The sequence below is a fragment of the Streptomyces sp. ITFR-16 genome (assembly GCF_031844705.1).
In the GTDB taxonomy this organism is placed as follows: Bacteria; Actinomycetota; Actinomycetes; order Streptomycetales; family Streptomycetaceae; genus Streptomyces.
Map to the genome: position 1 here is coordinate 5,436,833 of NZ_CP134609.1, position 13,478 is coordinate 5,450,310.

Below are 13,478 nucleotides of genomic sequence, written 5' to 3' on the forward strand. Positions count from 1 at the left end.
GGCGCATGCGTACCGCCACCTCTCTCGCCCTGTGTGCCGCCCTCGCGAGCACCGCGCTGCTCACCGGATGCGGGACGGAGACGGCGGGCGCGTCGGGGGACCGTGACGCCTTCGCCCCGTGCGCGACCCCGGCACCCGCGGGCGATCCCGCCGGGGTGTCCCGGGACCACGTGACCGTCGTCAACCGGACCTGCGGCGCCTCCGGGGCCCCGGTCGCCGAGTTCGAGGTCTCCAACACCGAGAAGGAACCGCTCACCTTCACGATCACGTTCAGCCTGGTCAACGACTCCGGGCAGGCCATGGACAACATCACGCGCACGGTCGAGGCCGTGAAGCCTGGCCAGACCGTGCGGCGCCCTCTGGGCACGGACGGCGAACCGGTCGTGGCCCAGGGGCGCCTGGCCCGGATCCTCAAGGTGCGGGCCGTTCCCGCGGCCGAGGCGCCCTCCGGCTCCGGCGCCTGCCCGCCCTCCGGTATCCGCGTCACGGCGGACCGGGGCGATGCCGCGATGGGCCTGCGCGTGGTCGGGCTCCACCTGCTCAACTGCGGCTCCGCCGACTACGGCATCGAGGGCTATCCCGCCCTGCGGCTCCTGGACGAGGACCGCGACCCGGTCAGGGGCGTCCGCGTCCTGCACGGCACCGACCAGATCTCCACCGGCATCGGAGGCGACCCCGCGCCCAGGCCGCTCACGCTGCGGCCGGGGGAGTCCGCGTACGCCAACCTGGCCTGGCGCAACACCACGCAGGAGGGCGACGCGGTGAACGCCCCGTACGTCACGGTCACGGCGAAGCCCGGGGCCGCGCCCGTGACGGTGACCCCGGAACTCGACCTCGGCACCACGGGCCGGCTCGGCGTCGGCCCGTGGACGAAGGACGACACGCCCTAGGAGCCGTCCGCGGCGGATGCCGGCAGGGCGTAGAAGTCGCGCTGCCAGCGGTGCTCGGCCAGCACGGCGAGCTGGTCCGCGGTGAGCGGACGCCCGTCGCTCAGCGCGGTGTTGCGCTCCACGTTGCGCACGCTGCGCATGCCGGGGATGACGGTGGAGACCGCCGGGGAGCTCAGGACGAAGCGCAGCGCGTGCTCCGCGATGGCGTCCGGCTCGATGCCCAGGTCCGCGACGATCGCCGCGACCCGCCGCTCGACCTGGGCCGGGCGGTCGTCCCGGAAGTAGCGGTTGCGCCAGTCGCCCTCGGGGAACGTCGTGTCCGCGGTGATCCGGCCGGTCAGCCCGCCCTCGTCCAGCGCGACCCGCACGATCACCCCGACCCCGTGCTCCTCGCAGGCCGGCAGCAGTTCGTCGGCCGGTGACTGGTCGAACACGTTGTAGATGACCTGCACGGTGTCCACCGCACCGCTGCGCACCAGCGCGAGCGCGGTGTCGGGCCGGTGGTCGTTGACGGAGACGCCGAAGAGGCGGAACCTGCCCTCCTGCTTCAGCGCGGCGACCGTCTCCAGCCAGTCCCCGCGCCCCACCCACTCGTCGTTCCAGACATGGAACTGAAGGACGTCGAAGTGGTCCAGGCCGGACGCGCGCAGGCTGGTCTCCACGCTGGTACGGATGTGCTCGCCCGGGAACGCCTCGTCGGGGTGGGTGCCTTCGGGCGAGGGCCACTTCCCGTTCTTCGGCGGCACCTTGGTCGCGACGAGCACCTCGTCACCGGCGCGCTCGCGCACCACCCGGCCCACGATGCGTTCGCTCTCGCCGTAGCCGCGTGCCGTGTCGATGAAGTTCACACCGAGGTCGACGGCCCGGTTGAGGGCGCGCACGGACTCGTCCTCCGTCGCACCCACCCAGCTGGACGCGCCGATGCCCCAGGCCCCGTAGCCGATCTCGGACACCGAAAGTCCGCTGCGTCCCAGCTCGCGGTAGCGCACAGTCATCCTCCACGTGGTGGTTCGGAAACCGCCCCGGGGCTCGCGGCCCCGGGCCGGACATCGGACCGACGATAGGCGAACCGGCCGCCCGGGGCAGGTGGATATCCGGCGCGGGGGCGGGCCCCCGGCCGGACATGACAGCGGACATGACAGAGGGCCCCCGCCTGTCACGTCCAGGCGGGGGCCACCCCTTCATCCGCCTGCCCGGCGAAGGCTGAGAAGACGATCACGAGGCAGGACGTCTTGTGCGCCCTCGGTCAGGGGGCGAGCAGCAGGACGTCGGCGCGCTCCTTGGCGGCCGCGTACCGCTTCGCCACGTCCTGCCAGTTGACGACGCGCCACATCGCCTCGATGAAGTCGACCTTCTGGTTCTTGTACTGGAGGTAGAAGGCGTGCTCCCACGCGTCGAAGACCAGGACCGGGACCGAGCCCTGGCCCACGTTGCCCTGGTGGTCGTAGACCTGCTCGACGATCAGCTTCCCGCTGACCGGCTCGTACGCGAGGACGCCCCAGCCGGAGCCCTGCGTGGTGGCCGCGGCCTTCGTCAGCTGGGACTTGAAGCCCGCGAAGGAGCCGAAGGAGTCGGTGATCGCGTCCGCGAGGTCGCCGACGCCGTCCGCGGCGAGGGGCTCGCCGCCGCCGTCACCGGTCATGTTGTGCCAGTAGATCGAGTGCAGGATGTGGCCGGAGAGGTGGAACGCCAGGTTCTTCTGGAGCCCGTTGATCGCCCCCCATGCCTCCTTGTCCCGCGCCTCCTCCAGCTGCTCCAGGGTGTCGTTGGCGCCCTTGACGTACGCGGCGTGGTGCTTGTCGTGGTGGAGCTCGATGATCTGCGGATTGATGACCGGTTCGAGCGCCGCGTAGTCGTACGGGAGTTCCGGGAGCGTGTACGTGGCCATGAGTCGAACCCTCCAGCTGCTTACCTGTTGTTATTGCAACCTATATGCAAGAGCAGGCTAACAGCAGGAGGGTCCGGGACGGGATCAGTCCTTCGGCGTAGGACCGGCGCCCCGCTGGCGTACGACACCGGCCACGATCAGGACCGCCGTCAGCGCGCCGGTCGCCATCAGCTGGTCACGGGTGTCGGGCTGGCGGAGCATCAGGAAGAAGATGCCGGCCATGGCCAGCAGCGCCACGATCGTCAGACCCGGGAACAGCCACATCCGCACCACCAGCCGCTCCGGCGCCTCGCGCTCCAGTCGGGCGCGCAGGATCAGCTGGGAGACGGCGACGAAGATCCAGACGACCAGGATCACCGCGCCGATCATGTTGAGCAGCCAGGGGAAGACGTCGTCGGGCCGCCAGTAGCTCAGCAGCACGCACAGGAAGCCGAACACCGACGAGACCAGGACGGCGGTGCGCGGGACGCCGGAGGAGACCCGGCCCAGCCGCTTCGGGCCCTGGCCCCGGGCCACCAGCGAGCAGGCCATGCGCGAGGCGCCGTAGATGTTGGCGTTCATCGCCGAGAGCAGCGCCACCAGGATGACCACGTTCATGATCTCCGCCGCGCCGCTGATGCCGAGATGGTCCAGCGCCGCGTAGAACGGGCCCACCTCCACGACCTTCGGGTCGTCCCACGGGACCAGCGTGACGATGACGGCCATCGAGCCGACGTAGAACAGCGCGATCCGCCACATCGCCGTCCGCACGGCCTTCGCGACGCCCTGCACCGGGTTCTCCGACTCGGCGGCGGCGATGGTGACGGTCTCCAGGCCGCCGTACGCGAAGACGGAGGCGAGCAGCCCGATGACCAGCCCCTCCGTGCCGTTGGGCAGGAAGCCGCCCTCACCACTGAGGTTGGCGGTGCCCGGGGCGTCCGTCCCCGGCAGCACACCGAGGATCGCCAGCACGCCCAGCACCAGGAACAGGGTGATCGCGGCGACCTTGAGCGCGGCGAACCAGAACTCGAACTCGCCGAACTTCGTCACCGAGGCCAGGTTCGTCGCCAGGAACACCACCATGAACAGCGCCACCCAGGCCCACTCCGGGGTCCCGGGCAGCCAGCCGGTGACGATCTTCGCGGCACCGATGCCCTCCAGGCCGACGGCGACGCAGAGCAGCACCCAGAACGCCCAGCCCGCCGTGAATCCGGCCCATGGGCCGATCGCCCGCTCGGCGTGGACGGAGAACGAGCCGGACGCCGGATTGGCCGCCGACATCTCGCCGAGCATGCGCATCACGAGCATGACCAGCAGTCCGGAGACGGCGTAGGCGATGACGACGGAGGGCCCGGCGGCGGCGATGCCCGCGCCCGAGCCCACGAAGAGCCCGGCACCGATGACGCCGCCGAGGGCGATCATCGAGAGATGGCGCTGCTTGAGTCCGTGGGTGAGGGCCGAGTCGGTTCCGGTGTCGGAGGCGGTGGCGGGGGAGCCGGTGGGGGGAGGCACGGAGGTCCGGGGCATGGACGAGCTCAGTTCGGTCGGTGAGACGGGGGACGAGGAAACAGTCTGGGCGCGTGCCCCGCTCACACGGAACGGACGTCCGCTATACGGGCACCGGGCTCACACAGGACGCACACCCCGCCGCCCGGGGCGGGGTGACGCCAGGGATCGGACTTTTAGAGGGAGTTCACAGTCCGGCCCGATGACGCCTGCCCGGACCGCCCTGCGGGAATCCCTCCCGACCTCCGTGACGAGCATCACGCCTCGCGGTGATTGTGCGCGGTGCGTTGTGCGAATCCCACCAACTGCCCAACCGCCGCTTTGTCGGCCGCTGATGGTGATCGAGCGCGGCTCCGTCGGCTAACGTCACCCTCAGTCCGTCCCCACCTGCCCTCACCACCCCCGCGGAGTCCCGATGAGCACTGCTGCCGCCCCCGTCCGTACCGGAGCGGTCCTCGCCGACCTGCTGCCCGCCGTCCGGCACCGCTACGCCGTGGACACCGCCCTGGTGCTCGGCGGCGCCGCGCTCACCGGCATAGCCGCCCAGATCGCCGTGCCGGTCCCGGGCTCCCCGGTCCCCGTCACCGGCCAGACCTTCGCCGCGCTCCTCGTCGGCACCGCGCTCGGCGCCCGCCGGGGCTTCCTCTCCCTCGCCGTGTACGCGCTCGTCGGCATGGCCGGCCTGCCGTGGTTCGCGGGCGGCACCTCCGGTGCGGGCGGCGCCTCGTTCGGCTACGTGCTCGGCATGCTGCTCGCCGCCACCGTGGCCGGCGGCCTCGCCCGGCGCGGCGGCGACCGCTCGGTGCTGCGCACGGCGGGCACCATGGTCCTCGGCTCGGCGATCATCTACGCGGTCGGCGTGCCCTACCTGGCCCTGTCCACCGGCATGTCGGCGAGCGCCGCGATCGCGGCCGGCCTGACGCCGTTCCTGCTCGGCGACGCGCTCAAGGCGGCGCTCGCGATGGGCGCGCTGCCCGCGTCCTGGAAGCTCATCGGCCGCCGGGGCTGACCCCACCGCTTCCGTACGCACCTCCGAAGAGGCTCGCCGGGTCGTGACGCGACACCAGACCGGCGAGCCTCTCGCGTGTCCGGGGGCCGTGGAAGCCGTCCGTACGGTCCCCGCCGCCGAAGGAGAAGTTCAGCGAGCGGCCGACGACCAGCGGGCCCAGGACCGCGGCCACCTCCTCGTACAGGGCCCGCGCCGACGCCACGTCCGTACCGTCCAGCGGGGAGAGCAGCCGCAGGAGCCAGCCCGCCCCGCGGTAGGGCACCGCGTTGTCCGGACGGGGAGCCGCGGCCAGGGCGCCACCGAGGTGGTTGAGCTGCACCACGGTCATCATCGGCGCCTTCCGGCCGGTCAGCTCCAGCACCCGCGCCGCCCGGTCCGGGTCGATCCCGGCGAGCATCAGCCCGTCCCCGTAGTAGGCGTGCGGGAACGGCGGGTCGCTGTGGATCGTGTGGCTGTCGGTGTACGGCATCTCCCGCAGCGAGTCCGCGAGCACCGGCCCGGTCTCCCGCAGCGGCGCGACCAGGCGCTCGCCCTCGGCCTCGGTCCCCGTGTACGCGACCCGCACCGAGATCACATACTTCCCGCGCAGCGGCTCCGGCACCTGCGGGATGTCCGGGTGAACCAGCGCGGCCACCGACGAGGTCAGCGCGTCCGGCACGGTCCGGGCCCACTCCAGACAGCGCCGCAGCACCCGGGCGCCCGCCTCCCCGTCCGCGTCGAACGCGAGCGAGCCGCCGTACAGCCGGGCCACCGGCACGAGCCCGCTCTCCAGGGCCGTCACCGCGCCCAGCCGGTGCCCGCCGCCGCGCAGCCCCCAGAACAGCCCGGGCTCGCTCTCGGCGGTGACATGGCGCGCCACCCCGTCGCCGGTCACCACGTCCAGGGAGCGGACGTGGTCGGCGGCGTACCCGAAGGTGCGGGCCAGGATGCCGAGCCCGCCGCCCAGCGTGTAGGAGACGGCGCCCACGCCGGGGGAGGAGCCGTTCAGCGGGGCCAGCCCGTGCGGTGCGGCGGCCTCGACGACCTGGCCCCAGGTGGCGCCCGCGCCGATCCGGGCGGTGCGGCGCTCCGGGTCGACCTCGACGGAGTCCATCCGGCCGGTGCTGATCAGGACCCCGCCCTCGACGGGTCCCGGCAGGCCGTGCCCGGTGGCGTGGAGGCGCACCGGAAGGCCCTCGCGGGCGGCCCCGGCCACGGCCTCGCGGACGTCCTCGGGCCCGGTGGCCTCGACGACGAGGTCCGGGCGGATCGGGAAACCGGTCTGGAAACCGGAGGGGACGGCAGTCATGGCGGAGGCTCTCCAGTCGCTCGCTCGAAGGGCTGACGACGGAGAGCCTCCCCGCTCTACCTGACAGGGTCTGTCAGGTATGGACGGTCATCCGGTGATCTTCGCGGCCGGCTCCCCGCGGCGACGGGCGAGCGCCTCGCGCACCAGCGAGACGGCCACCACCAGCACCGCGACCAGCAGCGAGAGCAGCACCTGCTCGCGTCCCGCGTCGTCGGTCAGCATGTAGACCAGCACGAACGAGATCATCGCGATGGTCGCCCAGGTCAGATACGGGAAGAGCCACATCCGCACGACCAGCTTCTCGGGCGACTCGCGCAGGATGATCCCGCGCATCCGCAGCTGGGTGAAGCAGATGACCAGCCAGACGAACAGGGCGACCGCGCCCGAGGAGTTCAGCAGGAACGCGAAGACGGTGTCCGGCCACTGGTAGTTGAAGAAGACGGCGACGAAGCCGAAGACCACCGAGGACAGGATCGCGGCCTGCGGCACGCCCCGCTTGTTGGTCCGGGCGAACGCCTTGGGCGCGTCGCCCCGGCCGCCGAGCGAGAAGGCCATCCGGGAGGCCGTGTACAGGCCGGAGTTGAGGCAGGAGAGGACGGCCGTCAGCACGATGACGTCCATCACCTGGCCGGCGTGCGGGATGCCGATGGAGTCGAGGGCCGCGACATAGCTGCCCTTCTCGACGATCGACGGGTCGTTCCAGGGCAGCAGCGTCAGCACGACGAAGATCGAGCCCAGGTAGAAGACGGCGATCCGCCAGATCACACTGTTGGTGGCCTTCTGGACGGCACGCTGCGGGTTCTCCGACTCGCCCGCCGCCAGCGTCACGATCTCGCTGCCCATGAAGGAGAAGACGACCATCAGCACACCCGTGAGGATGGCGCCGGGGCCTTCGGGGAAGAACCCGCCGGCGTCCGTGAGGTGCGCCAGCCCCGAGCCGGCGTTGTCCGAGCCCGGCAGCACGCCGAAGACCGCGAGCAGCCCGACGATCACGAAGGCGCCGATCGCGACGACCTTGATCCCGGCGAACCAGAACTCGAACTCCCCGTACGAGCCGACCGAGACCAGGTTGGTCGCGGTCAGCACCAGCATCACGATCAGCGCCCAGCCCCACTGGGGCACGCCCGGCACCCAGCTCTCCAGGATCTTGGCACCCGCCGTGGCCTCGACGGCGAGCACCACGACCCAGAAGAACCAGTACAGCCAGCCGATCGAGAAACCGGCCCAGCGGCCCAGCGCCTGGTCGGCGTAGGTGGAGAAGGAGCCCGAAGCGGGGCGGGCGGCCGCCATCTCGCCGAGCATCCGCATCACGAAGACGACCATCAGGCCGACCAGCGCGTACGACAGGAGAATGGCCGGCCCGGCGGCGGCGATACCGGCGCCGGAGCCCACGAACAGACCCGCGCCGATCACCCCGCCGATGGCGATCATGGAGAGATGACGGTTCTTGAGACCGGCCTGGAGGCCGTCCCCCTGCTCCGTCCGGTCCGAACCGTCCGGCCCGTCGGGCTGGTGGCCCGGCCCCGCCAGAGTCGTCTGCGACGTCATCGATCGAATCCTTACGTTTTCGGATCACTCGTTGCGGCTCGCCGCCCCACGGTGGTGGAGCGGCAAGCGATGCATTGAAGCCCGGCGCGGCCCGAAAACGGAACCCTTTACTCCGATTCGTTGACCGGATCGTTGCCTCAGTGGCGTTGCGCACACAGGCTCCGCACATCGGGGCCACACCGCACCCCGTCGTCGGTTACCCGGCGCCGCTCGTGCCACACTCCTCCCATGCGCGTGTACCTCGGATCCGACCATGCCGGTTACGAACTCAAGAACCACCTCGTCGAGTGGCTCAAGGCCCAGGGCCACGAGGCCGTGGACTGCGGCCCCCACATCTACGACGCCCAGGACGACTACCCGCCGTTCTGCCTCCGCGCCGCCGAGAAGACGGCCGCGGACCCGGACAGCCTCGGCATCGTGATCGGCGGCTCCGGCAACGGCGAGCAGATTGCCGCGAACAAGGTCAAGGGCGTCCGCGCCGCGCTCGCCTGGAGCGAGCAGACCGCCGCGCTGGGCCGCGAGCACAACGACGCCAACGTGATCTCCATCGGCGGCCGGATGCACACGGTCGAGGAGTCCACCAAGTTTGTGGAGATCTTCCTCAACACCCCGTACTCCGGCGAGGAGCGGCACACCCGCCGCATCGAGATGCTCACGGCGTACGAGAACACCGGCGAGCTTCCCCCGGTCCCGGCCCACCACCCGCAGCAGGGCTGACCGCCCCGTCATCCGCCGTGCCGCCGGTGCCTCCGGCGGCACAGCCATGCCCGCCCCGTACGCCCTGTCCGTCCCGAATCCGCCCGAGGAGAGCCGCCGCCGTGCCCGAGGGACACACCATCCACCGCCTCGCGGCCGACCACCGGGACCGGTTCGCCGGACACCCCGTGCGGGTGAGCAGTCCGCAGGGCAAGTTCTCCGACAGCGCCGCCCTGCTGGACGGCCGGGTGCTCGACGGGGTGGACGCCCACGGCAAGCACCTCTTCCTCGGCTTCGAGGAGACCGGCTGGGTCCATATCCACCTGGGCCTGTTCGGCAAGCTCGGATTCGGTACGGTCCCGGCCCCGCCGCCCACCGACACTGTCCGGCTGCGGCTGCTGAACGACGCGCACCACGCGGATCTGCGCGGCCCCACCACCTGCGCGCTGATCACCGACGCCGAGAAGCGCGCGATACACGACCGGCTGGGCCCCGACCCGCTGCGATCCGACGAGGACGGCGAGCGGGCCTGGCAGCGGATCTCCCGCAGCCGGATCACCGTGGCCGCCCTGCTGATGGACCAGAAGGTCGTCGCGGGCGTGGGCAACGTCTACCGCGCCGAGGTGCTGTTCCGGCACGGCATCGACCCGTACCGGGCCGGCCGCGACCTCACCCGCCGCGAGTGGGACGCGATCTGGGAGGACCTGGGCGCTCTGATGCGCGAGGGCGTACGGAACAACCGCATCGACACCGTCCGCCCCGAGCACCTGCCCGAGGCGATGGGCCGGCCGCCCCGCGTGGACGACCACGGCGGCGAGGTCTACGTCTACCGGCGCGCCCGCCAGGCGTGCCACATCTGCGGCACGGAGATCCGCACGGCGGACCTGTCGTCCCGCAACCTCTTCTGGTGCCCGACCTGCCAGTCCCGCTGACACAGTCGGGCCCGCCCGGCGACCGAGGACAAGGCCTCCCGCCTAGAACCCCCGCGGAAGCCACGGCGCCACATCGGACAGGAACGCCGCCGACGCCTCCGCCACCGCCCCCTCCCGCAACTCCCGCACCCGCCCCGCCAGCGCCAGCGAACTCAGCGCCTCGCCGCCGAGATACGCGGAGCCCAGCTCCCGTACCGACAGCGCCAGATCCGCCGGGTCCTCCGTCCGCTTGCACGACGCGCCGCCCTTCGCGTCCGCCGTCAGCCGCCAACGCCCCGCGTTCCAGGGGCAGAACGCGTCCTCGACCTCGAACACCACGTCCAGCGGCCCCCGGTAGGCCCGCGCCTCCAGCGCCGCGCCCACATCCACCAGCCGCACATGGAGCGAGTCCCGCTGCCGGATGTCGCACCGCCGCACGTCCGACACCAGGTGCAGCACCGCGTCGTCCACCGGCCGGTTCCGCGCCTCGACCGTCGACGTCAGGTCGATCCCGAACAGGAACCGCCACAGCGCCGCGTACGCCGCCGGGTCCAGCGCCGCCAGATCGCTCACCACGATCCGCCCCTTGGGTCCTGACCTCTCCCATTCGGGCTTGATGTGGTAGTTCGTATAGCCGACGAGCTCGCCGTCCCGCTCCGCCAGCAGGCACTGCAGCGCGGAGCCGCCCTGGCGCGTACTCACCGGATCGACCAGCGGCTTGCGCTCCCAGCCGGGACCGTGGGCCGGGGTGCCGGGGCGTCCCGCGACCAGCCGCGCGTACACGCTCTCGCACGCCGCGACCGCCTCGTCCTTCCTCGCGTACCGCAGCCGGATCCCGTCGGTGCCCTCCGGCACGCTCAGCCGCACCCGGTCCGTGTCGATCGCCAGGGACATCTGGCGGGTCGCCGCCCCGTACCCGAAGCGGCCGTAGATCGCGGGCTCCGAGGCCGTCAGCACGGCGATCGGCTCACCCAGCGCCCGTACGTCGTCGAGCTGGCGGCGCATCATCGAGGTGAGCAGACCGCGCCTGCGGTGCGTGGACGCGACGCTCACCATCGTCACTCCGGCCGCCGGCACCAGCGCCCCGCCGGGCACGGCCACCCGGAAGCTGAACGCCCCCGCCGTCGCCACCACGTCGTCGCCGTCCCAGATCCCGATCGACCGCTCGCACTCGGTGAGTTCCTGCTCCAGCTCGCGCTGCTCGGGAGCCTCCGGGTCCCCTCCGAAGGCGAGCTCCAGGCACTCGAACCACTCGTTCCATTCGGACGGCCGCAACACACGGAGCTCTGTAGTCATATGCCATGCCTATCAGGGGCGCGGGCAGCCGAGCGACCCGATTTCGAACGCATTGTCACAGGGGTCCCCCTGCACCGGACGCCGTCGGGTGGATAAGGTCCCCGCAATGGCCCGACGCGCAGGAGCAGAGACGTACCCGGCCCGATTGCGGAAATCGGCGCACCGGGTACGCAGCACGCTGCGCAGATCCGGCGTCGACTACTTCCGGGGCGACGGCTCCGACTGGATCGCCCTGGCCGGCCTGCTGCTCACCATCCCGGCCATCACCTGCGGCACCCTGTTCAACCCGGTGTGGTGCGCGCCGACCGCGCTCGTCCTGCCGATCGTCGCGGGCGGTCTGCTGCTGCGGCCCGCCAGTCTGCTCGGCCTGTACTCGGCGGCGGCAGCGGCCCTGATCGTCGAGTCCGTCGGCCTCGGCCCGTACGAGAACGGCCCGGCCCGGGTCACCCCCGGGACCGTGCTGACGGTCGCGGCGTGCGGCTTCTTCGGGCTGGTCCTCGCTCAGTTCCGGGCCAGGGTCGGCGTGCCGTGGCGGCGCGGTGGCACCATGCTCTTCGACCTGCGCGAACGCATCCGGGTGCAGAGCGCCCTGCCCCGCCTCCCGCAGGGCTGGCACCGCGAGATGTCGCTGCGCCCGGCCGGCGGGCAGTCCTTCTCCGGCGACTTCGTCGTCGCGGCCCGCACCCACGGCGGCCGCACCCTGGAGGCCGTGCTCACCGACGTCTCCGGCAAGGGCATGGACGCCGGGTCCCGCGCCCTGCTGCTGTCCGGCGCCTTCGGCGGACTGCTGGGATCGCTGCCGCCGCACGGCTTCCTGCCCGCGGCCAACGGCTATCTGCTGCGCCAGGACTGGGACGAGGGGTTCGCCACCTCGATCCATCTGGTCCTGGACCTCGAATCGGGCGACTACGAACTCCTCTCGGCGGGCCATCCGCCGGCCCTCCAGCTCCACGCCGGCAGCGGCCAGTGGGAGGAGAAGGCGGCGGAGGGTCCGCTGCTCGGGGTGTACGACGGCGCGGAGTTCGACGCCGTGAAGGGCCATCTGGCCCCCGGCGACGTCCTGATGCTGTTCACCGACGGACTGGTGGAGGCCTCGGACCGGGACATCGCGGAAGGCATCGACCGGCTGACCGGCGAGGCCGACCGCTATGTCACCACGGGCTTCGAGGGCGCGGCCTGGCATCTGATCGAGGCGTGCGCCAAGGACGTCAACGACGACCGGGCGCTGCTGCTCCTGTCCCGGAAGTCCTGAACCGTATGCAACCGGTGTGAACCGGGCGTACGTCAACGGGATTCGGCCTGTCACCGGATCGGGAGAGGCACCGCCTCGCGGCCGCCCGGCAGGAAGCGGGCCAGCCAGTGCGAGCGGCCGGCCACCAGCGGTGCCAGGACCGCGAGGACCAGCACATAGCCCGCGATGAACGGGGAGAGCCGCTCGTCGAGCCCGGCGCCCGCGGCCATCGTGGCGAGGATCAGCGCGAACTCGCCGCGCGCCACCAGGGTGGTGGAGATGTTCGCGGTGGCCTGCGGGCCGAAGGCGTACACCTTGGCGGCGGCGAGTCCGGCGAGCACGTTCATCGCGAGGGTCACCGCGACGGCGGCGAGCACCGGCCACAGCACGGTCGGCAGGTCGCCGGGGTCGATGGAGAGGCCGAAGGCGAAGAAGAAGATCGCGCCGAACGCGTCGCGCAGCGGGTGGACCAGCTTGAGGATGCGCTCGCCCGAGGACGTGCTGCCGAGCATCAGGCCGACCATGAAGGCGCCGATCGCGTCCGCGACGCCGAACCACTCCGAGATGCCGGCCACCAGGACCGCCGCGCCGAGGAAGGAGATGACCAGGAGTTCGTCGTCCCGGGTGTTGATCAGCTTGCCGACGAGCCGGGTGCCGAACCGGGCGGCCAGGGCGAGCACCAGCAGGAAGCCGAACGCCTTCCCGCCGTCCACCGCCGCGGCGGCGAGGCTGTCGGCGCCCGAGAGGATGGGCTGGAGGGCCGCCAGGTAGAGGGCCAGGAACACGTCCTCGACGACGATGATGCCGAGGATCGGCTTCGTCTCCGGATTGCCGATCCGCCCCAGGTCCACCAGGACCTTGGTGACGATGGCCGACGAGGAGATGCCGAGGACCCCGGCGAGGACCAGCGCCTCCGAGGTGCCCCAGCCCAGGACGAAGCCGAAGCCGAGCCCGGCGCCGACGTTGAGCGCGAGATACGTGCCCCCGGCGACGGCCCTTGCGGCCGCCGGCCTTGAGGTCGTCGAGGTGGAATTCGAGGCCGAGGTAGAAGAGCAGCAGCACCAGGCCGAGCGCCGAGAGCATCTCCAGCTCGTGCGGGTCGGCGACGAGGACGATGCCGGGCGTGTGGGGGCCGAGCAGGATCCCGGCCAGGATGAACAGGGGGATGGTCGGCAGTCCGATGCGGCTGCCGACGCGGGCGAGGACGGCGGCGGCGAGGAAGGCGCCGCCCATGGC

At 71.9% G+C, this 13,478-nt stretch carries 11 protein-coding genes and 1 pseudogene; 5 read left to right on the forward strand and 7 right to left on the reverse strand.

What is annotated here, in order from left to right; genetic code table 11:
• Positions 1–5 precede the first annotated feature (5 nt).
• Complete coding sequence (locus tag RLT58_RS24030; RefSeq protein ID WP_311312438.1) at positions 6–890, forward strand: DUF4232 domain-containing protein; 885 nt, start codon at positions 6–8, stop codon at positions 888–890.
• Here RLT58_RS24030 and RLT58_RS24035 read toward each other — a convergent pair.
• The 3 genes from RLT58_RS24035 to RLT58_RS24045 all read right to left on the reverse strand — a co-directional run bounded on the left by RLT58_RS24035 (position 887) and on the right by RLT58_RS24045 (position 4,284).
• Entirely contained in the window at positions 887–1,879 is a 993-nt protein-coding gene (locus tag RLT58_RS24035; RefSeq protein WP_311314628.1) for an aldo/keto reductase, read from the reverse strand. The two genes, RLT58_RS24030 and RLT58_RS24035, sit on opposite strands and share 4 nt — an antisense overlap.
• A 257-nt stretch (positions 1,880–2,136) precedes the next feature.
• Positions 2,137–2,778, reverse strand: a complete 642-nt coding sequence (locus RLT58_RS24040) for a superoxide dismutase (protein ID WP_136325250.1) — start codon at positions 2,776–2,778, stop codon at positions 2,137–2,139.
• Between the two features lie 84 nt (positions 2,779–2,862).
• Positions 2,863–4,284: an amino acid permease gene (locus tag RLT58_RS24045; protein ID WP_311312439.1), complete on the reverse strand. Its 1,422-nt coding sequence runs from the start codon at positions 4,282–4,284 to the stop codon at positions 2,863–2,865.
• A 394-nt stretch (positions 4,285–4,678) separates the two neighbouring features.
• Here RLT58_RS24045 and RLT58_RS24050 point away from each other — a divergent pair, with 394 nt between their 5' ends.
• Positions 4,679–5,272, forward strand: coding sequence for a biotin transporter BioY (locus RLT58_RS24050; RefSeq protein WP_311312440.1), 594 nt, complete (start codon positions 4,679–4,681; stop codon positions 5,270–5,272).
• Here RLT58_RS24050 and RLT58_RS24055 read toward each other — a convergent pair.
• Together RLT58_RS24055 and RLT58_RS24060 are read right to left on the reverse strand one after the other, a co-directional pair.
• Positions 5,253–6,560 (reverse strand): FAD-binding oxidoreductase, encoded by a 1,308-nt coding sequence (locus RLT58_RS24055; protein ID WP_311312441.1) that lies wholly within the window; start codon positions 6,558–6,560, stop codon positions 5,253–5,255. The genes RLT58_RS24050 and RLT58_RS24055 overlap by 20 nt on opposite strands.
• A gap of 87 nt (positions 6,561–6,647) precedes the next feature.
• Positions 6,648–8,108 (reverse strand): amino acid permease, encoded by a 1,461-nt coding sequence (locus RLT58_RS24060; RefSeq protein WP_311312442.1) that lies wholly within the window; start codon positions 8,106–8,108, stop codon positions 6,648–6,650.
• Between the two features lie 228 nt (positions 8,109–8,336).
• Between RLT58_RS24060 and RLT58_RS24065 the strand changes: the two genes are divergently transcribed.
• Together RLT58_RS24065 and RLT58_RS24070 are read left to right on the forward strand one after the other, a co-directional pair.
• On the forward strand, positions 8,337–8,825 hold the full coding sequence (locus tag RLT58_RS24065) for a ribose-5-phosphate isomerase (protein ID WP_311312443.1): 489 nt from the start codon (positions 8,337–8,339) through the stop codon (positions 8,823–8,825).
• 101 nt (positions 8,826–8,926) lie between these two features.
• Positions 8,927–9,736 (forward strand): Fpg/Nei family DNA glycosylase, encoded by an 810-nt coding sequence (locus RLT58_RS24070; protein ID WP_311312444.1) that lies wholly within the window; start codon positions 8,927–8,929, stop codon positions 9,734–9,736.
• A 42-nt stretch (positions 9,737–9,778) separates the two neighbouring features.
• On the opposite strand, the gene RLT58_RS24075 is transcribed toward RLT58_RS24070, so the two are convergent.
• Complete coding sequence (locus tag RLT58_RS24075; protein ID WP_311312445.1) at positions 9,779–11,011, reverse strand: GNAT family N-acetyltransferase; 1,233 nt, start codon at positions 11,009–11,011, stop codon at positions 9,779–9,781.
• Positions 11,012–11,117: 106 nt separating this feature from the next.
• Here RLT58_RS24075 and RLT58_RS24080 point away from each other — a divergent pair, with 106 nt between their 5' ends.
• Positions 11,118–12,263 carry a SpoIIE family protein phosphatase gene (locus RLT58_RS24080; RefSeq protein ID WP_311312446.1) on the forward strand — a complete coding sequence of 382 codons (1,146 nt, stop codon included), beginning with the start codon at positions 11,118–11,120 and terminating at the stop codon, positions 12,261–12,263.
• A gap of 50 nt (positions 12,264–12,313) precedes the next feature.
• Here RLT58_RS24080 and RLT58_RS24085 read toward each other — a convergent pair.
• Positions 12,314–13,475: pseudogene (locus RLT58_RS24085) on the reverse strand (cation:proton antiporter).
• Between the last annotated feature and the right edge of the window lie 3 nt (positions 13,476–13,478).

Bases quoted from the DNA above. Each gene is read 5' to 3' on its own strand.
- RLT58_RS24030 (WP_311312438.1), top strand. From the start codon at position 6: ATGCGTACCGCCACCTCTCTCGCCCTGTGTGCCGCCCTCGCGAGCACC.
- RLT58_RS24040 (WP_136325250.1), bottom strand. From the start codon at position 2,778: ATGGCCACGTACACGCTCCCGGAACTCCCGTACGACTACGCGGCGCTC.
- RLT58_RS24045 (WP_311312439.1), bottom strand. From the start codon at position 4,284: ATGCCCCGGACCTCCGTGCCTCCCCCCACCGGCTCCCCCGCCACCGCC.
- RLT58_RS24050 (WP_311312440.1), top strand. From the start codon at position 4,679: ATGAGCACTGCTGCCGCCCCCGTCCGTACCGGAGCGGTCCTCGCCGAC.
- RLT58_RS24055 (WP_311312441.1), bottom strand. From the start codon at position 6,560: ATGACTGCCGTCCCCTCCGGTTTCCAGACCGGTTTCCCGATCCGCCCG.
- RLT58_RS24060 (WP_311312442.1), bottom strand. From the start codon at position 8,108: ATGACGTCGCAGACGACTCTGGCGGGGCCGGGCCACCAGCCCGACGGG.
- RLT58_RS24065 (WP_311312443.1), top strand. From the start codon at position 8,337: ATGCGCGTGTACCTCGGATCCGACCATGCCGGTTACGAACTCAAGAAC.
- RLT58_RS24075 (WP_311312445.1), bottom strand. From the start codon at position 11,011: ATGACTACAGAGCTCCGTGTGTTGCGGCCGTCCGAATGGAACGAGTGG.
- RLT58_RS24080 (WP_311312446.1), top strand. From the start codon at position 11,118: ATGGCCCGACGCGCAGGAGCAGAGACGTACCCGGCCCGATTGCGGAAA.